The sequence below is a fragment of the Litoribrevibacter euphylliae genome (assembly GCF_042646085.1).
GTDB lineage: Bacteria > Pseudomonadota > Gammaproteobacteria > Pseudomonadales > Litoribrevibacteraceae > Litoribrevibacter > Litoribrevibacter euphylliae.
In genome coordinates, this window is sequence record NZ_JBHRSZ010000002.1 from 1,102,311 (window position 1) to 1,123,323 (window position 21,013).

Consider the following 21,013-nt stretch of genomic DNA (forward strand, 5'->3'; position numbering starts at 1 on the left):
AACAAACAGTTATATGGCTTCGACGATCGCATCAATATCTTGTTGCGCCTGCTTAACTGCGGACTCTTTTTCACCCATGTTCAAAGCTTCGGCATAAGCAAATTCCACGTTGTTAATCCCTAAGAAACTTAATACGTCTTTTAGATAGCCGGTTTGAGTGTCTTTTGGTGTGCCTTTATACATACCACCACGAGCCGCTGTAATAATGGTCTTCTTAACATTAGTCACTAACCCTTCCGGGCCATTCTCGGTATAGCGGAAAGTCACACCTGCACGCGCCACATAATCAATCCAGGCTTTTAAGGTAGAAGGAATACCGAAGTTATACATAGGTACACCTAGCACCAAGTAATCCACCGACTTTAATTCGTCGATTAACGTATTCGACAAAGCCAACGCCGCTTGTTGATCTTCAGAAAGCTCAGCTGGGTTTTCTGCGAAAAACGCCGCTGTGGTTGCACCACTCAAATGATCAACAGGGTTTGAGCCTAAATCGCGTTCAATAATTTCAATGCCTGGAATTTCCTGTTTCAATGTAGCAATCGCGTGATCAACCAACTTTGAAGACTCACCCTGACCTGAAAAAACTGAACTCTTAATTACTAATGCCTTAGCCATAATTCACCTCATCAAATTTGTTTAACTGACTTACTGTTTGTCGCTATTTTTTGTAGCTGTGTTTGTAAGAGATGAGTTCATTTTATATCGCCCAAACCGATAAAAAAGACAATTGATTTGATACAATCCATCGACTAGACTGATAAAAATTACACGGATGTCGACTTTTACAGTCATTCATCAACAGCAAAGAAGTGAGCTCAAGATGCCAAAAGTCACACTGGATCAATGGAAAATGTTTCATGCCGTCATTGAACACGGTGGTTATGCCCAAGCGGCCGATAAACTCTATAAAAGCCAATCGACCATCACCTACGGCATTCAGAAACTACAAGATCAGCTCGGCATCAAAGTACTGACTATCAAGGGTCGCAAAGCTGTGCTGACGGACGCTGGTGAAGTACTACTGCGACGATCAAAAACACTGTTACGAGAAGCCGATGAACTAGAGCGGGTAGCCTCCAGTTTATCCCAAGGCTGGGAAGCACAGATTAACATTGTGATGGACGCCATCTTCCCTACCTGCATAGTGACAGAAGCATTGAACAAGCTCGCTGAAATCACACCAGACACTCGCATTGAATTTAAAGAAACGGTGTTGTCGGGCACCAATGAGGCGCTGTTTGATGGTACCGCCGATCTCGCCATTACCGGTACTGTGCCGCAAGGCTTTTTAGGTGAGCCGCTATTGAATGTAGAATTCCAGCCCGTCGCCTCGCCGGGTCATCCTCTGCACCAATCCGGTCAGCCCATTTCCTTACAAGATCTTAAACGTGAGCGCCAACTGGTGACCATGGATTCCGGCCGTAAACGTGTCGATTCCGGGTGGTTAGGTGCTGAGCAACGTTGGTCAGTCAACCAGATGAGCATTGCCATTGATCAGGTAAGCCAAGGCTTGGGCTTTGCGTGGTTGCCAGTGACGCGAATTCGAAATCAACTGGAACAAGGGGTTCTGAAACCTCTCGTCCTTAAAGACGGCGGCGTCAGATTCGTTCAAAGTTATTTGGTGTTTAAAGACCCGGATCAAGCTGGCCCAGGGACATTGAAGTTGGCAGAGTTACTCACCAACATCTGTAATGAACCCGCTTGTCAGAAAGAAAATCATCAAGCTTAATCTTGCAACATCAAGCCGATGACATAAGTGGGATACGGAGCTAAAAACCACCAGTACCAATACGCAGAAAAGTCGAACAAGTAAAAAACCCAGGCAAAGGCAATCGTCCATAAAGGCGCTAAGCAGGCGACGATAAAGATAGTATTTGAAAGATAGAAAGGAAGGAGAAATTTTTTCTCAGGTGAATTGCCTTGCCTGCTCATCCCAATGCCTGCCGCCGCAAGCCCAATCATAGGAATAGACAAGGTAAAGACAACAAACGTGATTATTGATCCTACGATCGTCCATGTTAGGGTCATAATTATCCTTAATTATTTTTATCCGTTCGCTATGAACTTCAGGCCAATCGCTTCTTCATGTGATACAGCAAGGTACCTTTAGGTCGATCTTCCAGAACACCATACACTTCATAGCCCAGCTTCTCATAGAAGTCCTTTGCATCCACCGTTTTTAGAAAGGCAATCCCTGCGTTGTGTTGTAACGCAAAGGCTTCCGCTTGCTGAACCAACTCAATGCCTAATCCCTTACCACGCTGAGATTCTGCAACCCACAAAGTGTCTATTTCTAAAGCGTCCCAATAACAGTTAGCATAGATGCCGCCAATGAAACCTTGTGACTCATCTTTCATCCGAATCATAAAAATCTTATCTTCTGATTCCGGCGGGAGGCCAGGAGTAAAGCTTTTGGCATAGAGAAAGAAATTATCCGTCAGTTCGTTCACTTGTTCTGCCGAAGGGGCATCAATCAGTTCAAAGGTTACGTCGGAGGTGCTCATAATGTATGTTCCTTTAAGTACTCATCCAGTCTGCAGATAAAATCAGAGGTTTTACCCTGAAACACCTTACCCTCTAATTCTGGCAGCGTAGACTCCACCACAATATATGCCATGCGTGTGACATAACGCCCTGATCCTGAAACTGTTTCATAACATCGATCAACCTTGCCTGTCATGTTCACCAGAAAACCCGTTTCTTCATTGCCTAAGCTGAGCGAACAACTGGCTTTATCAAACTCCCACGTCCCCGCATATTCAAATCCGGAGACTCGCCGATAGCCGGGAATGAACTGCGTTGGGTTCTTCTTAAATTCCTCACTGTCAGCAAATGCCGAGTACTCTTTGGTCAGCGTAAAATCCCGACCCGTTGGATACTCAGGCCGCGACCCATTGCGGTAGTCGTAATCAAAAACGAAGCCAATGTTGTATTTCACCGCCTCGCCTTCAGTATTCAAACTGCCATAATGGGTGTCAGACACTCGTTGTCCCGGTGTTTCAGGGGAACGGTAATTAGGTGAATGATAATAAACACAACCAGAAAGAAAGCTGCTTAAAAGACAAAGACCCGTCAGTTTCTTCATATAACCAAACACTCTCTTCATAAGATAAGGGGGCTCTTCATAAAAGACACCATAAAGTATGCAGAATAATCATACCTTAATAACACAAAACCCCCGGCCATTACATAATTGCAATGACCGGGGGTTTTGATATCAAGTACTAATCAATCGTAATTGATCAATACATTGATTAATCGAGCTTAGATACTTGCCAGCTCTTCAGAAGTTGCTCATAAGGTACAGTTTCACCTTGAGGTTTCTCGTTAGCCAATTTCGCTTTCGGAGAACCTTCTTTCGACAACCAGTATTCGGCATCACGCTTAGGATTCAGCTTAGGACCACACTCGCCCTGTACTTTTGAACGCTCTAGACGTTTAAGTACTTTGTCTTGTGCTTTCGCCAAACCATCCAAGGCTTCTTGCGGTGTAGATTCACCACTTGCGGCCTCTGCAATGTACTGCCACCACAGCTGAGCCAGCTTCGGATAATCCGGTACGTTAGTACCTGTTGGCGTCCACTGCTTACGCGCAGGGCTACGGTAGAACTCAACCAAACCGCCCAGCTTAGGCGCTGCATCGGTCATTGCCTGAGAATTGATGTCAGACTCACGAATTGGCGTTAAACCAACCAGAGTTTTCTTAAGAGATACGGTTTTAGACACAGTGAACTGAGCATACAACCACGCCGCTAGACGGTTTTTCTCAGGTGTGGAGTTTAGGAAGGTCCAAGCACCGGCATCCTGATAACCCAGCTTCATGCCTTCTTCCCAGTACGGCCCTTTCGGTGAAGGTGCCATACGCCACTTTGGAGTGCCATCTTCGTTTACTACCGGCAAGCCTTCTTTGGTCATGCTGGACGTAAATGCCGTATACCAGAAGATCTGCTGAGCAATACCGCCTTGTGCCGGAACCGGACCAGCTTCAGAGAAGGTCATACCTTGTGCTTCTGGCGGCGCATACTGACGCAACCAATCAACGTATTTGGTTGTTGCATACACAGCCGCAGGGCCGTTAGTCGCACCACCACGCTCAACACTTGAACCAACAGGCTGACAGCCTTCTACACGAATACCCCACTCATCCACAGGGAAACCGTTTGGTAGATTTTTGTCGCCCGCACCTGCCATAGAGAACCAGGCATCGGTGAAACGCCAACCCAACGATGGATCTTTCTTACCGTAGTCCATGTGGCCATAAACCGGCTGACCATCGATTTCTTTCACATGCTTGCTGAAGAATTCAGCGATGTCTTCATAGGCTGACCAGTTCTTCGGTACACCTAGCTCATAGCCGTAAATATTCTGGAATTGCTTCTTAAGATCATCACGTGCAAACCAGTCGGCACGGAACCAATATAGGTTGGCAAACTGTTGATCAGGCAACTGGTAAATTTTACCGTCTGGGCCAGTCGTAAATTCAAGACCGATGAAGTCTTGCAGATCCAAAGACGGCAAGGTTAAATCTTTTGCTTCGTTTTCGATCATGTCTGAAATTGGCACCACTTTACCGTAACGGAAGTGCGTTCCGATCAGATCAGAATCGTTGATGTAAGCATCGTAAATGCTACGACCTGATTGCATCTGAGTTTGTAGTTTCTCAACCACATCCCCTTCCTGAATCAAGTCGTGATTAACTTTAATGCCTGTGATTTCTTCAAAGGCTTTCGCTAATACTTTTGACTCATACTCGTGTGTCGCGATGGTTTCAGAAACAACATTGATGGTCATGCCACGAAACGGTTTAGACGCTTCTGTGAACCATGCCAGTTCTTTCATCTGTTCTTCCTTGCTGATGCTGGACTGAGTGAATTCTTCACCTAGCCACTTCTTAGACGCATCAGAGTATTCATCGGCGTACACAGTCCCCCCCATTGCGGACAATGAAATGGCGGCACTAAGTGCGAGTCCCTTCGATGTTATTTTATTTATTTTCATGTCTAGCCTCTTATAGCTATCTCTAGTTTCGCGTCGCCAGTTTCGAAGAAAGCTGGCACGTAAAGCGTCCGTACATCTGGTTCAGACGAAAAATCGCTTCTTAACAGAGTAATCTCCAGAACAGAGTTATCCCCAACGAAGCACTATTCCTACCCACACCACTGAAATTGCCAGCGGTATCCATAAGGTGACTTCACTTAGCCCCACAAATAATAAGTGGATGAAAGCGCTACTGAGAAGCCCGATAAACAATCGATCCCCACGAGAGGTATCGATAGGTAGAAAACCTTTGCGTTCCGTACTCGGAACCTTAATTTCGTAAATGGTCATACAAACCAACATCATGGCAATGACGCTAAAGAAAATTGCCGTGGTTTGTGTCCATGCCATCCAACTCATCATAAAACTACTCCTGTCTCAGCGCTTATACGCGCCCAAGTGCAAAGCCTTTTGCGACATGGTTTCGAACAAACCAAATCACCAATAATCCTGGAATAATGGTCAAGACCCCGGCCGCTGCCAGTACCCCCCAATCGATTCCCGTCGCCCCGACCGTACGGGTCATGATGGCAGCAATTGGCTTGGCATCTACCGATGTCAGCGTTCTGGCCAACAGCAACTCTACCCAAGAGAACATAAAGGCAAAGAACGCCGTTACCCCAATCCCCGAACGAATCATAGGCAAGAAAATGCGTACGAAGAATCTTGGGAAACTATAACCGTCGATGTATGCCGTTTCGTCAATTTCACGCGGCACACCCGACATAAAGCCTTCCAGAATCCATACCGCCAAGGGTACGTTAAACAAACAATGCGCCAAGGCCACAGCAATATGGGTATCAAACAAACCAACCGACGAATACAGCTGGAAGAATGGCAACAAGAACACCGCTGGCGGAGCCATACGGTTAGTTAGAAGCCAGAAGAACATCTGCTTATCGCCCAAGAACTTATAACGACTGAACGCATACGCCGCTGGCAAAGCCACCAGCAAGGTAATGATCACGTTCATGGTCACGTAGATCATCGAGTTAAAGTAACCTGTGTACCAAGTAGGGTCTGTAAAGATCACGATGTAGTTCTCTAGCGTGAACTCCGTCGGCCACAACGATAATCCGCCCAGAATCTCTTCGTTGCTTTTGAACGACATGTTCAACAACCAATAGATAGGCACCAATACAAACAGAATGTAGAGGGTAATCCCCAAGGCTTTCTTACGAGTCATTTCCATGGTGCTCTCCTTACTTGTCCTTATCCATGTGACTGATTGTGGTAAAGAACAACCAAGAAACGAGTAATACGATTAAGAAATAGATCAATGAGAAAGCAGCCGCCGGCCCCAAATCAAATTGACCAATCGCCATTTTGGTTAATGTCTGACTCAAGAAGGTCGTCGAATTACCAGGGCCGCCGCCGGTTAATACGAAAGGCTCGGTATAGATCATGAAGCTGTCCATAAAGCGCAACAACACCGCGATTACCAACACGTTCTTTAATTTCGGTAACTGAATATGACGGAACACTGCCCACTTTGATGCACGGTCAATACGAGCCGCCTGATAGAAGGCTTCAGGGATTGCACGTAAACCGGAATAACACAGCAAGGCCACCAACGGCGTCCAGTGCCACACATCCATCAGCAATACCGTCGCCCAGGCATCGGTGGTGTTAGAGGCGTAGTTATAATCTAGACCGAGGCTGGTCATCGCCGAACCGAACAACCCAATATCCGCACGTCCAAAGATCTGCCAGATGGTGCCTACCACGTTCCAAGGAATCAGCAAGGGAATTGCCACCAGAATCAAACACACAGACGCCATTTTTCCTTTGGTTGGCATCATCAACGCAATGCCGATGCCCAATGGAATCTCAATCGCCAACACCGCAAACGAAAACATAAACTGACGCAACAAAGAGTCATGCAAACGGGTATCGGTCAAAATCTCGCGATACCACTCAGCACCTACGAAATACGCGGTATTTTGGTCAAAAATGTCCTGAACCGAATAGTTCACTACCGTCATCAAAGGCACAATCGCCGAGAAAGCCACCAGTAGGAAGACCGGAAGTACTAGGAACCAAGCCTTGTTGTTTTCTACTTTTCTCATGACAGAGCCTCCTCAACCAGATATTCATCGATGTAGAGCTTTAACCATTGCGCCGGAAAGCTCACGTAAGCAGTTTTGGTTGGAGAAACCGCACTCTCTTCAAGAATCGCTTTGATTTCCCAGTTACCCAGTTGCAATGCCAGCACTTTATAGGTGCCTAAGTCTTCTTCAAATAAGACCTCACACTGATACGACCCTTCAGTCGGCTCTTGGGTGACTTGAACAAACTCAGGACGAATACCGATTTTGATGTTGTTCGACGAAGACGCTTGGAGAATGTCATTAATTCCAGAAGGCAGCGCTAACTCAACACCATCAAAGAACACGCCTTCAGGGCTACGACGCACTTCGGTGATGTTCATCCCCGGACTACCAATAAAGTACCCCACGAACGTGTGATTTGGTCGTTCGAACAATTCACGAGGCGTACCGAATTGCACAATCTGACCGTCATACATTACGGCAATTTGATCGGCAAAGGTCGACGCTTCCAGCTGATCGTGCGTCACATACACCATGGTGATGTTGAACTGTTCATGAATTTGCTTGAGCTTACGACGTAACTTCCACTTCAAATGCGGGTCGATCACCGTTAACGGTTCATCAAACAAAATAGCGGATACGTTATCGCGCACCAGACCACGGCCCATCGACACTTTTTGCTTTTCATCGGCCGTAAGGTTCTTTGCTTTCTTCTTAAGCACGCTTTGCAGCTCAAGAATTTCAGCAATTTCATTTACTTTGGCGATGACTTTAGGTTCCGGGACTTTCTGATTACGAAGCGGGAACGCCAAGTTATCAAACACCGTCATCGAGTCATACACCACAGGGAACTGGAACACCTGTGCGATGTTACGATCTTCCGGTGGAATGTCGTTCACCACCACATTATCAAACAGAATTTCGCCACCCGATGGCGAAAGCAAACCGGAAATAATGTTCAGCAAGGTACTCTTGCCACAACCAGAAGGGCCAAGTAAGGCATACGCCTTACCTTGCTCCCATACATGATTCATTTCACGAATGGCGTAATCTTCCGGGCCACTCGGGTTTTTACTGTAACTGTGAGCCAGGGATTTCAGATGAATCTCAGCCATGAGCGGCACCTCCTACCACAGACGAAGGCGCTTTAATCAAGTTCCCCTCCGTATCAAATACAAACAAGCGATGCGCGGGCAGATATACATTCACATCGGTATCGGTGTGGAATTCATAGACACCGGACAGCTGCATCACCAAAGGGAAATGTTTATTACGAACATGCAGGAAGGACTCGGAGCCACTGATTTCAGACAGTTCAACGGTCACTGCCAACTCAAGGTCATCGTCGTTCTGAGGGACTAAACCGATATGGCTTGGACGAATACCAAACTTATAATCCCCTGGCGGTAAATCCTGAAGTTCCTGAACCATCGGGAAGTGGACTGCTTCGCTGATAAACACCTGGTTCTCTGTAATCTTGCCATCCACCAGATTAATCGGTGGCTCACTGAACAACTCAGCCGCATTAACATTGGCCGGATTACGATAGACCTCAGATGCAGGCCCGGTCTGAATCACATTGCCTTCATGAAGCAGAGTTGTGGTTCCCCCCAACGCCAGTGCTTCGTTCGGCTCAGTGGTGGCGTATACAGCGATGGTATTGCGTGCTCGGAACAGACTGCGCAATTCCTGTCTCAGTTCTTCACGCAGCTTGTAATCCAGATTAACCAAGGGTTCATCAAACAACACTAAGCTCGCATCCTTGACCAAGGCACGTGCCATCGCAGTTCGTTGCTGCTGACCACCCGATAATTCCATTGGGTGCTTTTTAAGGTGGGCTTCAATGTGCAGTAACTCAGCCACTTCTTGTACACGGCGTGTAATCTCTGCCGGTTTTACTTTGGCCAAGCGCAGCGGCGAAGCGATATTTTCCCAAACCGTCAGATTCGGGTAATTAATGAACTGCTGATACACCATGGAAATATTACGTTTCTGAACCGGTACACCAGTGACATCGACACCGTTCATTAACACTCGACCGGTACTTGGTCGATCTAAACCGGCCATCAGACGCATCAAGGACGTTTTTCCGGCCAAGGTTCGTCCTAACAACACATTAAAGGAACCTGGCTCCAGGATGAGCGATGCGTTGTTGATGTGAACTTCACCATCAACGATACGACTCACATTTTCTAAAGTAAGCGACATTCAGCTGTCCTTTCTTATTTTTCTCTTAACGAATTTTTTTCTTAACGACGCCATTCGCCCTACGGCTGAGCCCGCTACTACAAAAAAACCACAATGGGGCACGAAGAGAGCAATTCGAATGCCAGCCCAGCTCAAAACACCAAAACAAACCATATAAGCCATTGTTTTATATATACTTATAAACACAACTGAACAGATTCATTTATTAACACTGAACACTTTGGGTTTATCAAAGTGAACACTCAAACTGTTGACAATGAACACTTTTGAACACTTAATATGAACACTCCAAACCCAGCACTGAACAATTTTCATCCACCACGAGTTCCGACAGATGCAGTCATTTTCCCCCACACAAGAGCAAAGTGAGTTAATTGACAGCTCCTGGAACCGCTGTCGAAAATACGGGTTAGATCATCACACCTCACCCTATTTGCATAAGCTCACTCAGGGTGAAATCAGTTCTGTCATCGAAGAACACCAGACACTGGTTACCACGACTAATAATGAAGTCCTGCCCTATTACGAGAACATTCTCTCAAACACTCAATGTTTGATTGTGTTAACGGATAACCAAGGGCAATTGCTGGACAGCTGGGGCGATCAACGGTTTTTAGATCGCAATCGAAAGGAATTCTTCACTCAAGGTGTCAGCTGGACTGAACGCTACAACGGCACCAATGCCATAGGAACCGTGTTAGCCACTGGCAGTGCCGTACAAGTGGCCAAAGACGAACACTTCCTTAGAGCCAACCGTTTTATGATAGGTTCGGCAGCACCGATTCTTAATTCCAAGAAAGAAATCATTGGTGTACTGGATGTCTCCAGCGATGCCTATTTGCCCCATGCCCATACCTTTGGCTTAGTTAAACTCATGTCTCAGTCGGTGGAAAACCGCTTAATCATGAGCACCTTTCAGCGTGATCACTTCATTCTGATCTTCAATGCCAACCTAGATAACATCGACAGTGCCTGGTCTGGGCTAATCGTCTTTGATGAACAAGGCACCATTATCTCTGCCAATCGCAGGGCGGAATTGATTCTTGGCCACGACATCGCCCTGACTAAGATCACCAACTTATTCAATTGCTCACTGACCAACTTCAAGAATCACCCAGAAAACCTGCCCATTCCCCTGATGACCCTTAACAAGTATGAAATGCTCGGGCTGGTTAAGCGCCCGACGGCCAAGGGGATTCAGGTAAACGACTTCCGCCAACTGCAGACAGCAGAAACAGGTTCACAGCCTTCGCTTACGACCGTCGAACAATCAACGTTAGCCGATACAAGCTCGGCACCGGAAAGCGATTCTGAAATTTCCTTAGATCGCATTGGCTTTGGCGATGAAAAAGTTGCCCGTTGCATTCGTCAGGCAGAGCGCATCATCGAGAAAGAAATCCCCATTCTTATTCATGGGGAAACCGGGGTAGGTAAAGAAGTCTTCGTAAAAGCGTTGCATGAGAAGAGCACACGACAGTCTCACCCATTGGTAGCAGTGAACTGTGCCGCCATTCCCAGCGAATTGGTTGAATCGGAACTCTTTGGTTATGAAAAAGGAGCCTTTACCGGTGCCAATGCCAAGGGGGGCATTGGTTTTATCCGTAAAGCTAATAAGGGCACCCTCTTTCTCGATGAAATTGGCGAAATGCCGCTTAAGGCTCAGGCTCGTCTGCTTCGGGTATTACAAGAACGTAAAGTCACGCCACTGGGTTCAACCGAATCCTACCCGGTGGATATCAAAGTAATCTCCGCCACCAATCGTTCATTGAAAGACGACGTGGAGAAAGGGTTGTTTCGACAGGATTTATATTATCGAGTGAGCGGGCTCAACCTCGAACTTCCGCCATTAAGAGATCGCACCGACAAGACCGATCTATTCAAAGAGCTGCACCGCATTCACCGTGCTCCCGATCAAGCTCAAGAGCTGTCAGCTGACATTTTGGCCTTGTTTGAAAAACATCCCTGGCCGGGCAACATTCGTCAACTTGGCAGTGTGATTCAAATCTCTCTGGCCATGGCCGACGATGAAATTATTCGCCCAGATCATTTACCTGACGATTTCTTTGAAGACATTCGACGTCAGGAACGTCACTCGACTCATCAAGAAGAACAGCCCGAGGAAGCACCTATCTCAAACTCGTCTTCGCCGATGTTAGAAGCAACCCTCGATCAAGTGCATCAAGATACGTTAGAAGTCTACCAAACCAATAAAGGCAATATTTCTCGTACTGCCAAAGCCTTAGGCATCAGCCGAAACACCCTCTACAAACGTTTGAAAGCGTTAGGGATTAAATAGCGCTTTCAACCAATGTCTTTGTGCGTTCTGTAAAACATTACTCAGAAGGCAGCGCCTGAATGGATTTCAGAACTTCACGAACGATGGCCTGTCGTTTGTAGAGATCGTCCATCCGGTTTGGCGTATCAATATTCAGCGCAAAGAACACTGGTCCGGTCGGCCACTCAACCCAACCAACCCACCAGCCATGACGACCTTCCCAGCCGGTTTTCGCTCGAAGAATCCAATCACTACCCGCTTCAACAATCATAATGTCTTTAAGCAGTCGTTGATGATCGAGTTGGAAGGGTAATTCATTACGATACAGCCGTTCGAGGAAATTCACCTGCTCAACCGCAGAGATTGCTAACTTACCATCCACCCAATAGGTGCCTTTTGCTGTTGTCGGGTTTTGGTTGCCGTAGCGGATTTTCTCTAAGTAAGTTCGGGCGTTCTGTTCTCCCAATTGATCAGCAAAACCTTCATACACCCAAAGCGCAGAGTGACGCATGGCCGAGCGCAAGGTTTGATCCTGATTGTGCGGCGCATAACCCCGCTTTACACCGTCCCAAGGAAATACCTGAAACTCATCTTTGACTAGCCCTGCATCAAGCGCGAACAAGGTATGTGGGATTTTAAACGTTGACGCCGGTGATAAGCGCTGTGCCGCTCGTGTCGAATTAAACATCATGGTTTGATCTTCAGCCTTTCGCTGATCCATGACTACAATCGTGCCCTTGGCGTCAAACTGATCAAAGTACTGTGCCCAATCGGGGCGCTCAGCTGTATCACTCTGAACTATTTTGGCCTGAACAAGCTCGGCCTGAACACCACTAAAAGAAGCAAACAAAGAGATAAAACAGAGTACCCAGAATTTCATTTTCATAGTCAGCACAACATCACTCAGTTATGGGTTCATAGAAGAAGATTTATAAAAGATCATCAACAGACAATGCTATGAATTTCTGGTTCCCCACCCTCGCTCAATTAACTCATTAATGTCTAAACGAAAGAACCTAAGCGCAAGAACCTAGGCGAAAGAACGCTTGAGCCTGCGCATCATCAACCCCACCAACACGATCACAATCGCCCCGGACAACACCGGCGTGACTAAAAACAACCAACTTTGCCCGGTCAGCATAATCAACAACGGATTCGCGCCCGCTGGCGGGTGGGTCGTCTTAGTCAGCAACATTGCACTCACCGCAAGCCCCGTTGCTAACGCCAGTGTCAAAGGGGTTACTCCTACTAACTGAGTAAAGAAAACACCAATAAAAGCCGTAATTAAATGCCCGAAAATTACATTTTTCGGTTGAGCCAAAGGGCTGTCAGGTAAGCCAAACACCAACACAGTGGTTGCGCCAAAAGGTGCCATTAACAACGCCATGTTAGATATCTCGGCATCCGAGTATGCCAGCACACCAATGGCCAATGCTGCGCCAATACCGGCAAACAGCGCTAAGAAAAAGTTATTCATGATGTTCCCCCAAATAAGATCAAACAAAGTAGACCGATTTGTCTACCAACTTTCCGCATAGTAGACAAGTCGGTCTACTCATGTCAACATGCACTCACATCGGGAGATAAACATGAGTGATAAACGTCAACTGCTGGTCGATACCGCCCTCAAACTGTTCTATGAGAAGGGCATTCATTCCATTGGTATTAATGAAATCCTCAAGGTATCGGGTGTTGCCAAAAAAACCCTCTACACGCACTTTGAGAGCAAAGAAGCCTTGGTACTCGCCGCCTTAAAACAGCGGGATGATATTTTTGTTCAATGGCTGGACAAGAAACTGAGCGGTGCGGAAACCAATCACGAATTAGTTGAAAAACTGTTTAAGGCATTAGAGGAATGGTTTACCAGTGCCATCCCGGAACTGGGCCACTTTCGAGGCTGCTTTTTCGTAAATACTTCAGCGGAGTTCAGTGATTCGAACAGTGACATTTCCTTGTACTGTCAGACGCACAAACAACGAGTAAGACAGCTGGTTGAGACACACTTACCTACCCAGAATGACACCTTGCTCGATGCCATCTGTTTACTCAAGGAAGGCGCGATTAATACCGCGTATGTGGAAAGTGATTTTTCTACACCACGTAAATGCATTCAATTATTGCAGTCGATTGAAAAGCTATAGACCTTCTTTCGGCTCATTAAAAGCACACCCGAACGCACGACCATAGAACACCTGACCAAGTAGTTCCGGGATGCTACTCTCCTTAACGCTATAAGCCATGGTGACGGTATGACGCAACGGATCTTTTTTATGAATCCGACCTACCAAAGTGACGCTCTCATTGTATTTTTTCTTATTTAGCCACTTAATTTTATTCTCATTGCTTAAACGTAACGTGCAGTTCTTATATTCAAAATCAAAACTCCCCTTGAAACGGAAAGCCCCAACTTGCTTATAATCCGACACAGACGATTCCGTCTGAGTATCTGAGCTCCCAGCCGTTGGCGAATACAGTTTAACAATTTCAAAGTCTCGGCCACTGGGATATTTTTCCGGCTTACCGCCAAAGTACCGATATTCAGAGTAAATAGTGAGTTCATATTTATTCTCCAAATCCCTGGTTTCTAAATCCTGAATGGTCATCTTGCTGTACACGCCCGAATCGTCTTCGATGTCACGATGATTTGGGCCCTGATAATAAGCAATGCACCCGGAAAAAAAGAGCGAAAGAACAGAGAGAAAAGCTACACGCATCATTGGATCATCCTTGTTTGTTTGGCTAACTGAAGATGGAAGCTAGCCTCTTGTGAAGCAAAGCATTGTATGTGAAAAACCAACAAAACAAAAAGTATGCTTGAACCTTGTATCTCAATATGTTGTTCCATCCCCATGAGAAAATAGAAAGTACGAACAATAAGATGAAGACCAGATTACCCACACCGATTTTCATAAACTCATTCTGGGAAAGCCGTATTCTTCTATTTTCACGCACCCTGAATATTTCAATTGAGTGCCTCGGGGTAAAGAGCCTGAACATTCTCTCATCTGACATTTGCTGACAAAACTCAGACAGTATCCCTATCCGATCTCTCACGCCCCCTCGATAAGCTTGCACAAAGCCATAGGAGATCGTAATGAAAACACTCAAGAAAACCTTGATGCTGACAACGGCGCTGATTGCCGTATTGGGTCTGTCCGCCTGTAATGACTCATCAAGCAATAACAACAAAACCAAAACCGATACCGCCACAACCGCCGGCAGCTACCAAAGTGAGTTATTCACCGTGCGTGGCGACTGGGCGATTATGGAAGGTGAAATCGACAGCAACATTGTGACCGAACTCAATCAACTGGTCAGTGCCAACCCTCAGGTCACTACCATCGTGATGCAAGACGTGCCCGGCTCCATAGATGACGATGCCAACCTGCAAGCCGGATTACGATTACATGCGCTCGGTTTGAACACCTATCTTCCACCCGGCGGCCATATTGCATCTGGCGGAGTGGATCTTTTTCTGGCCGGTAAAGAGCGTTTTGCAGCACCCGACGTGTTAGTGGGCGTTCACTCCTGGGGCAGTGACGACATCACCGACGCCACCACGTTGCCACGCGGTCATGAAGATCACACACCCTATCTGGATTACTTCCAGGCCATTGGCATTGATCCGGATTTTTATTGGTTCACCATTCAGGCCGCCGATGCCAACAACATACACTGGATGAGTTCAGCGGAACGTACTCAATGGGGCATCACAACCCGAACCCCCACATTCCAGGAATTGAACATGATTACCGATCATGCCATTGCCAACGATACGATTAAGGACCTGTTCAACCAATACACCTGGCTGGATGCCGACAATAACAAACCGATTCACATCTTTGCGACGGAAGGGGTTTCTGCACTGCAAATAGCCAAAGCTCGTGCGGTGATGGCACATTATCTAAGCGATGTGGAAGGCCTGAAAAGCAAAGAAGCGATAGCCAACCAATTAGGTGACCATCAGGCCAGCCTGTTTATGTTTGCCAGCGAAGAAGCCGCTCAAACCGCCCTGGAAGGTGATCTCGGTGAACACGCCCTGGCCGAACATGGCCAAGACCTTTACGCCACCGAAGTATTTGTGGAAGGCGACAACCACTACCTTAACCGTCTAAATGCCGATGGCCGCGACGCCACCTACGAAGAAGTGCTGCACTTAGTACAGGGTCACGGATTGGCACCGGTGGAAAAAGCCCTGCAAGAACGCATCGTCACCTTGGCTGAAAATGCCTTGATGGATAAGGCCTGGAACCCAAGCGCAGAAGACGTTGCCGAGTGGAATGCCGAAGTCGACCAACAGGGTTACACCAGCCAAAACTACGAATACCTGGCCGCAGCTGTGGAAGGTTACTACGGGTTATGGGGCCACCTCACCGAAGGTCTGGATGGCTACCTGGGCATTAACCGCACCACACAGCAGGCCCAAGACCCGAACGGCTTAGCGCTGATTGAAGAAGTTTGGCCAAATCACATAGTCACAGCCATGCCTGTCAGCCCGGATTTCCCAGCCGGTGACACCTTCACACTCAGCTATCAGGCCGACAAAGCCTATACCCATCAATCCCAACATCTGCGCTATGTTTACCTGACAGGCAACAACGACAGCCATATACTTGGCAATGATGACAACAATGTTTTGCAAGGCAATGCTGGCAACAACCGCATCGATGGTGGTGCCGGTGATGAAAATGTGGTGTTATTCAGCGGCCTGCGTCGCGAATATCAAGTTGAAGAGCAAAACGGCGTTTGGCACGTGATTGACTCAGTAGCAGGCCGTGACGGTCACGATCAACTGGTCAACATCGACATGATCGAATTTCGGGATGAAGAACTGGAGCTCAACGATTAACGCACAACAGGACAAACACATACTGGTGGTCGAAGACGACGAAGAAATCAGCCGATTATTAACGCTGTTTCTGGAAACCGAAGGCTACCGGGTGGATATCTGTCATCGGGGCGATCAAGCCCCTTTGCGTGTGCGCCAATCGCCGCCGGACATCGTTATTCTCGACATCATGCTGCCCGGTCAAAACGGCCTCGAAGTCTGTCAGCAACTGCGCAGCTTTTACGATGGGCCTATTTTAATGCTCACTGCATTGGAAGACGACGTTTCGGAACTGACGGCCTTTCGGTCCGGTGCGGACGACTATGTCCGCAAACCCATCCGCCCAGATGTCTTGCTGATGCGCATTCAGGCCTTACTGAAACGCAGCGGCCCCATAGTCGCCAGTGCAAACCAATACCAAAGCGGCCCCATCACCATCATCCCTGGTCGACGTGAAGTCTTGGTAAACCAGCAAGTGATCGAACTGCAAAGCGCCGAATACGATTTATTGGAATTACTGGCGCGTCATCAAGGGCAACCGGTCAGTCGTGAACGCTGCTTTAAAGCGCTGCGCGGTATTGAATACGATGGGTGTGACCGTTCCCTGGACATGAGGATTTCATCCTTACGCAAACGTCTGGGCGACAGCACACCTCAACGTTGGATCAAAACCGTTCGCGGTGTCGGATACATGTTGGCAGCCGATGAAACCCGTTAATATTTTTTGGTACTTATATGGTGTCGTCGCGATGGCCTTAGTGCTGACGTTGGCCTCGCTGTTTTTCACTATTGATTACATAGAATATCAAAACGATCAGGAAGACTTTGCCTACGACCTGTTGGAAGTGCTCGACTTTGCAAAACAACCCTGCCAAAGCACACAACTGGACAGCCCTTGTGTGCAGCAATACTTAATGGAATCCGGTTTTGAAGTCAGCCCGGACTTTTACACAGTCAATGCAGAACGATTAGAACTGTGGTCAACAGACTCAAAAACGCTTCAAGTCTACAGCTACGAACATGGTTTTCAGGCGCAACTGGCCGATCAGCCCAGCTGGTGGATTCGGGACGATGAGGAACACCTGACCGAAGCTTTCGAAGACAATGACCCGCTCGACATGCTGTACACGGCAGCGGTGATCACCAGTATGTTGTTAGTGGGCATTGCGCTCTTTCTTTACTGGCCGGTACGAAGACTTAAACATTGGCTCACGCAACTGCAGCACGCTACCGATGCCCTGGCACAAGAAGATTACTCGGTGCGTTTATCACCGCTTAACATCACGCCATTAAGTGAACTCGCCCAACGTTTTAACCGAATGGCCGCGTTAATTGAAAACAATCTTGAAGAAAAACAATTGCTCTCCAATGCCATGGCCCATGAGTTACGCACTCCACTCAGCCGCGCCCGGTTAGCCCTTGCGCTACTGCAAAAACAACTGCCGGATGACAACACCAAAGCCTTGGTCAACGACCTAAGCCGCTACATCGATGAGCTGGAAAACGTCACCGATAACAGCCTGCAGTTGGTTAAGCTACAAAACACCGCGCCTCAGCTAACCGCCATAGAACTGCACCACTGGCTGGAACAAAAACTGGCATTACGACAAGGGCAAACGTCCCACATCCAATGGCACAGTGAGTTACCACCAATCACCATTAAAAGTGATGAACGCCTGCTGACACTGATTATCGATAACTTACTGAACAACGCCGAGCAATACGCCACCAGCCAAGTCTCGGTGCGTATTCATCAAGAACACCAACAAACAATACTTGAAATTCAGGACGACGGACCGGGCATTCCGGAAGAACAACAGCCACAAGCGCTACTGCCCTTCAGCCGCTTAGATCACAGCCGGGATCGACGCTCTGGCGGCATCGGCCTTGGGTTAGCCCTGGTCAACACCGCCTGCCAGCGTTTGAATATTCAGTTGGAGATGAACAACTGTAAAACCGGACTGTGCGTGGTACTGACATTTAGAGAAGTGTGAAAAGTCAGATGTAAAACGAATTTTTAAACTACTTTTTCATACATTTTTTGATTTCACAGCTTAAACTAGCTTGTAGAGCATCACCGTACACACTCAATTCTTCATCTTTTAAGCCTAATGTTTCTACTCTCGCAATAAGCAGACTTTCTATAGATTGATCTCTATCCGACGATGCATAGTAAAGGCGGTACAGACTGTCCCTTTCATCATCAGAGTAGAATTTATTCATAACAGAAATAGAACAAGCTACTGCATTATCAGCTTGCTGCTTAAATATCTTCTCAATGTTCAAGCTACTCTTAGATCCGAACTTACCTTTTAACAGCTTCGCCATGCCTTCCATTTGCTCTCTTACTTCTTTGAAATAATGTTGGCCAAGCTCTTCCTCAGTCAATGAAGAATCAACACTTTTGATAAGCTCAATATCATCATCACTAAACCCCTTAAATCGATCCGTGTCAGTCAAAGCATTTTGTGGCTTTTCATATTCGAAATCAGGACAAACCAACTCAGCAGTTTGCTTCTCCTCATCTTTCTTAATCGCGCTCTTCGCAGCCTCTACATCCTTAGGCTTGAAAGCATCACATTTATCCAACTTTTCTTTATTGTTAAACATCACCGCAAACAGATCGAGCTTATGGCTAGAAGCTCTGCCTCCAATGATATTTCGCTGCAAGTCCAAAGGAGTGATCTCAGCTAAAGTTTTACCCCAACATTCGCAATGTTCTGTTAGACCTTTATTTTTCAATAAACACCCTGTCTGCATTGCAGATTTAAATCTCTCGGTGGTTTGAGTATTTGCCACTTTAGAGTTTGCAGCACACGCTGTTAGAAATATGATTAGGGGAATTAACAGTAGTTTTTTCATATATAGCCTGAAATGTAAAAGCTGAGACAGCTGAGAACCAGCCACCTGTAGGATTAAAATTGGCTCGGCATACTAATCATTGTGTAGAGCAATCTCAATTGATCAATTAATTTGCTCGACCAAAGGTCAGTATCTCAAACTATAAATCAAAGAATTTCCCTAACTAATATCCATTCTCCTCATCATACGTCTGCCGAGCCGCCCGAATAGTTTCATGGTGTTCATCCGCCCAGGAAACCAAGCCCCAAACAGCTTTTGCTAACCCTTGCCCCATGTCGGTTAACTCGTATTCCACTTTGACAGGTGCTTGTGGATATACCGTGCGTTCCACATAGCCGTCCCGCTCCATGTCTTGAGTCAGCATGAGTTGCGAAATGCCCTCAATTCTTGTTTTCAACGAGTTAAAGCGATCCGGCCCATCAACCAGGCTGAATAAAATTAAGATCAACTACTTATCGCCAATCTGAGCCACTACATTACGAATCGGGCAGTTTTCATTCTTTAGGAATATTCTTTTCCCGTTTTTAGTTTCTATCGCCATCGGCTTGCCATCCCAACAGTTATCAAAAGGTAGCTAAGGCAGAAAAAGCTGCCATATTGCAAAGTAACATTCGGTACCTTACCTTTGCTGACACTGATTATCGATAACTTACTGAACAACGCCGAACAATACGCCACCAGTCAAGTCTCGGTGCGTGTTCATCAAAAACTCCAACAAACAATCCTTGAAATTCAGGACGACGGACCGGGTATTCCGGAAGAACAACAACCACAGGCGCTACTGCCCTTCAGCCGTTTAGATCACAGCCGGGACCGACGCTCTGGCGGCATCGGCCTTGGGTTAGCCCTGGTCAACACCGCCTGCCAGCGTTTGAATATTCAGTTGGAGATGATTAATACAAGCAATGGCTTATGCGTGACCTTACGATTTATTGATACAGCAAACCGTTAAGTACTATTTTACTTTTGTTAAGACACTGCTTACGCAGACAATCCAAATAGATCGGTATCACGACACGGTCTGACCGCTCAAACTTTTCAATAAACGCTCTTATCGGTTGTTATAGAGAAGCAGCCTGCTTCAACAAACCTTCAAGCACGTTAAAGTCCAGATTCGAAGCCGCTTTAAAGTTCACATGACGACGCCGCTTACCCGACCCTTCCAATACCCCAGCAGGGTCATGCAATTCAGCACCCAGACTAAAGGATAGCTGTACATGCTCCTTGTAAATAAAGACGCCGCAGAACTGCCCTTCTTTTTCTTCAGGCTTTAAAGTAAAAAGCACACCACCGTACTTAGAGACTTTTTCAGCGTCAGGAACCGTCGTCACAATAAAGTCTTCAAGCTGCTCTGCCAATGCCATCAATATCAAGGTTTGATCGCTCATAGTTAATTCCTTTTAATTAATCCCGTTCAACTAATTCCTTTGAGTGGATAAGCCATGACCCGATTAAACGCTTTTTTCAGGCAATAAAAAAGGGCAGCCTGTTAAGGCTACCCTTTTCACATTACAAGAAAGCTGTAATGGAAGGTCTGGCTTATAGAGCTACGATGTTCTCAGCCTGAGGACCTTTTTGACCTTGAGTAATAGTGAACTCAACAGCTTGGCCTTCTTGCAATGTTTTGAAACCGTCGCCAGAGATTGCGCTGAAGTGAGCAAAAACGTCTGGACCTGATTCTTGAGCGATGAAACCAAAACCTTTAGTTTCGTTGAACCACTTAACTGTACCTTTAACTGTATTAGACATA

24 protein-coding genes are annotated in these 21,013 nt (G+C 46.7%); 7 read left to right on the forward strand and 17 right to left on the reverse strand.

The genetic code is table 11. The annotated features are described in order from the left end of the window. Positions 1 to 9: 9 nt before the first annotated feature. A complete protein-coding gene (locus ACFOEK_RS06655; protein ID WP_386717984.1) occupies positions 10 to 618 on the reverse strand; it encodes an FMN-dependent NADH-azoreductase in 609 nt (202 codons plus the stop codon). A gap of 157 nt (positions 619 to 775) precedes the next feature. Between ACFOEK_RS06655 and ACFOEK_RS06660 the strand changes: the two genes are divergently transcribed. Then, positions 776 to 1,732: a LysR family transcriptional regulator gene (locus ACFOEK_RS06660; RefSeq protein WP_386717986.1), complete on the forward strand. Its 957-nt coding sequence runs from the start codon at positions 776 to 778 to the stop codon at positions 1,730 to 1,732. Here the strand turns inward: ACFOEK_RS06660 and ACFOEK_RS06665 are convergent. The 9 genes from ACFOEK_RS06665 to ACFOEK_RS06705 all read right to left on the reverse strand — a co-directional run bounded on the left by ACFOEK_RS06665 (position 1,729) and on the right by ACFOEK_RS06705 (position 9,298). Further along, on the reverse strand, positions 1,729 to 2,031 hold the full coding sequence (locus ACFOEK_RS06665; protein WP_386717988.1) for a hypothetical protein: 303 nt from the start codon (positions 2,029 to 2,031) through the stop codon (positions 1,729 to 1,731). The two genes, ACFOEK_RS06660 and ACFOEK_RS06665, sit on opposite strands and share 4 nt — an antisense overlap. Positions 2,032 to 2,069: 38 nt before the next feature. Further along, positions 2,070 to 2,507, reverse strand: a complete 438-nt coding sequence (locus tag ACFOEK_RS06670; RefSeq protein WP_386717992.1) for a GNAT family N-acetyltransferase — start codon at positions 2,505 to 2,507, stop codon at positions 2,070 to 2,072. Further along, on the reverse strand, positions 2,504 to 3,109 hold the full coding sequence (locus ACFOEK_RS06675; protein ID WP_386717995.1) for a hypothetical protein: 606 nt from the start codon (positions 3,107 to 3,109) through the stop codon (positions 2,504 to 2,506). Before ACFOEK_RS06675 ends, ACFOEK_RS06670 begins: the two co-directional genes overlap by 4 nt. 148 nt (positions 3,110 to 3,257) lie before the next feature. Continuing rightward, positions 3,258 to 4,937: an ABC transporter substrate-binding protein gene (locus ACFOEK_RS06680; RefSeq protein WP_386718582.1), complete on the reverse strand. Its 1,680-nt coding sequence runs from the start codon at positions 4,935 to 4,937 to the stop codon at positions 3,258 to 3,260. A gap of 189 nt (positions 4,938 to 5,126) precedes the next feature. Beyond that, positions 5,127 to 5,399, reverse strand: a complete 273-nt coding sequence (locus ACFOEK_RS06685; protein ID WP_386718585.1) for a DUF2160 domain-containing protein — start codon at positions 5,397 to 5,399, stop codon at positions 5,127 to 5,129. A gap of 25 nt (positions 5,400 to 5,424) precedes the next feature. Continuing rightward, positions 5,425 to 6,231, reverse strand: coding sequence for a carbohydrate ABC transporter permease (locus ACFOEK_RS06690; protein WP_449280219.1), 807 nt, complete (start codon positions 6,229 to 6,231; stop codon positions 5,425 to 5,427). Between the two features lie 10 nt (positions 6,232 to 6,241). Continuing rightward, on the reverse strand, positions 6,242 to 7,108 hold the full coding sequence (locus ACFOEK_RS06695) for a carbohydrate ABC transporter permease (protein ID WP_386717998.1): 867 nt from the start codon (positions 7,106 to 7,108) through the stop codon (positions 6,242 to 6,244). Beyond that, positions 7,105 to 8,205: an ABC transporter ATP-binding protein gene (locus tag ACFOEK_RS06700; RefSeq protein ID WP_386718001.1), complete on the reverse strand. Its 1,101-nt coding sequence runs from the start codon at positions 8,203 to 8,205 to the stop codon at positions 7,105 to 7,107. Before ACFOEK_RS06700 ends, ACFOEK_RS06695 begins: the two co-directional genes overlap by 4 nt. Continuing rightward, positions 8,198 to 9,298, reverse strand: coding sequence for an ABC transporter ATP-binding protein (locus ACFOEK_RS06705; RefSeq protein WP_386718004.1), 1,101 nt, complete (start codon positions 9,296 to 9,298; stop codon positions 8,198 to 8,200). Before ACFOEK_RS06705 ends, ACFOEK_RS06700 begins: the two co-directional genes overlap by 8 nt. A gap of 334 nt (positions 9,299 to 9,632) precedes the next feature. Here ACFOEK_RS06705 and ACFOEK_RS06710 point away from each other — a divergent pair, with 334 nt between their 5' ends. After that, positions 9,633 to 11,594 carry a sigma-54-dependent Fis family transcriptional regulator gene (locus tag ACFOEK_RS06710; protein WP_386718007.1) on the forward strand — a complete coding sequence of 654 codons (1,962 nt, stop codon included), beginning with the start codon at positions 9,633 to 9,635 and terminating at the stop codon, positions 11,592 to 11,594. A 37-nt stretch (positions 11,595 to 11,631) separates the two neighbouring features. Here ACFOEK_RS06710 and blaOXA read toward each other — a convergent pair whose 3' ends face one another. Together blaOXA and ACFOEK_RS06720 are read right to left on the reverse strand one after the other, a co-directional pair. Next, on the reverse strand, positions 11,632 to 12,453 hold the full coding sequence (blaOXA, locus tag ACFOEK_RS06715; protein WP_386718590.1) for a class D beta-lactamase: 822 nt from the start codon (positions 12,451 to 12,453) through the stop codon (positions 11,632 to 11,634). A 150-nt stretch (positions 12,454 to 12,603) separates the two neighbouring features. Beyond that, positions 12,604 to 13,050 (reverse strand): HPP family protein, encoded by a 447-nt coding sequence (locus ACFOEK_RS06720; protein WP_386718010.1) that lies wholly within the window; start codon positions 13,048 to 13,050, stop codon positions 12,604 to 12,606. A 112-nt stretch (positions 13,051 to 13,162) separates the two neighbouring features. Here ACFOEK_RS06720 and ACFOEK_RS06725 point away from each other — a divergent pair, with 112 nt between their 5' ends. After that, positions 13,163 to 13,714, forward strand: a complete 552-nt coding sequence (locus ACFOEK_RS06725) for a TetR/AcrR family transcriptional regulator (protein ID WP_386718013.1) — start codon at positions 13,163 to 13,165, stop codon at positions 13,712 to 13,714. Here ACFOEK_RS06725 and ACFOEK_RS06730 read toward each other — a convergent pair. Beyond that, a complete protein-coding gene (locus ACFOEK_RS06730) occupies positions 13,709 to 14,290 on the reverse strand; it encodes a hypothetical protein (RefSeq protein ID WP_386718016.1) in 582 nt (193 codons plus the stop codon). The two genes, ACFOEK_RS06725 and ACFOEK_RS06730, sit on opposite strands and share 6 nt — an antisense overlap. A gap of 377 nt (positions 14,291 to 14,667) precedes the next feature. On the opposite strand from ACFOEK_RS06730, the gene ACFOEK_RS06735 reads away from it, so the two are divergent. From ACFOEK_RS06735 to ACFOEK_RS06745, 3 genes are read left to right on the forward strand one after another with little or no spacing between them, the layout of a single operon-like run. Then, a complete protein-coding gene (locus tag ACFOEK_RS06735) occupies positions 14,668 to 16,422 on the forward strand; it encodes a hypothetical protein (protein WP_386718019.1) in 1,755 nt (584 codons plus the stop codon). After that, a complete protein-coding gene (locus ACFOEK_RS06740; RefSeq protein WP_386718022.1) occupies positions 16,397 to 17,119 on the forward strand; it encodes a response regulator transcription factor in 723 nt (240 codons plus the stop codon). The genes ACFOEK_RS06735 and ACFOEK_RS06740 overlap by 26 nt, the downstream gene beginning before the upstream one ends. Then, the gene (locus ACFOEK_RS06745; RefSeq protein WP_386718025.1) at positions 17,106 to 18,395 is read left to right on the forward strand and encodes an ATP-binding protein; all 1,290 of its coding nucleotides are present in this window, start codon (positions 17,106 to 17,108) and stop codon (positions 18,393 to 18,395) included. Before ACFOEK_RS06740 ends, ACFOEK_RS06745 begins: the two co-directional genes overlap by 14 nt. Before the next feature lie 28 nt (positions 18,396 to 18,423). Here the strand turns inward: ACFOEK_RS06745 and ACFOEK_RS06750 are convergent, their stop codons facing one another. Continuing rightward, positions 18,424 to 19,263, reverse strand: a complete 840-nt coding sequence (locus ACFOEK_RS06750) for a hypothetical protein (RefSeq protein ID WP_386718028.1) — start codon at positions 19,261 to 19,263, stop codon at positions 18,424 to 18,426. A gap of 163 nt (positions 19,264 to 19,426) precedes the next feature. Further along, on the reverse strand, positions 19,427 to 19,711 hold the full coding sequence (locus ACFOEK_RS06755; protein ID WP_386718031.1) for a winged helix-turn-helix transcriptional regulator: 285 nt from the start codon (positions 19,709 to 19,711) through the stop codon (positions 19,427 to 19,429). Positions 19,712 to 19,888: 177 nt separating this feature from the next. Here ACFOEK_RS06755 and ACFOEK_RS06760 point away from each other — a divergent pair, with 177 nt between their 5' ends. Next, a complete protein-coding gene (locus tag ACFOEK_RS06760) occupies positions 19,889 to 20,215 on the forward strand; it encodes an ATP-binding protein (RefSeq protein WP_386718034.1) in 327 nt (108 codons plus the stop codon). 109 nt (positions 20,216 to 20,324) lie between these two features. On the opposite strand, the gene ACFOEK_RS06765 is transcribed toward ACFOEK_RS06760, so the two are convergent. Together ACFOEK_RS06765 and ACFOEK_RS06770 are read right to left on the reverse strand one after the other, a co-directional pair. Further along, entirely contained in the window at positions 20,325 to 20,651 is a 327-nt protein-coding gene (locus ACFOEK_RS06765; RefSeq protein WP_386718037.1) for a DUF1801 domain-containing protein, read from the reverse strand. 151 nt (positions 20,652 to 20,802) lie between these two features. After that, positions 20,803 to 21,012, reverse strand: coding sequence for a cold-shock protein (locus ACFOEK_RS06770; RefSeq protein ID WP_386718040.1), 210 nt, complete (start codon positions 21,010 to 21,012; stop codon positions 20,803 to 20,805). Position 21,013 lies beyond the last annotated feature (1 nt).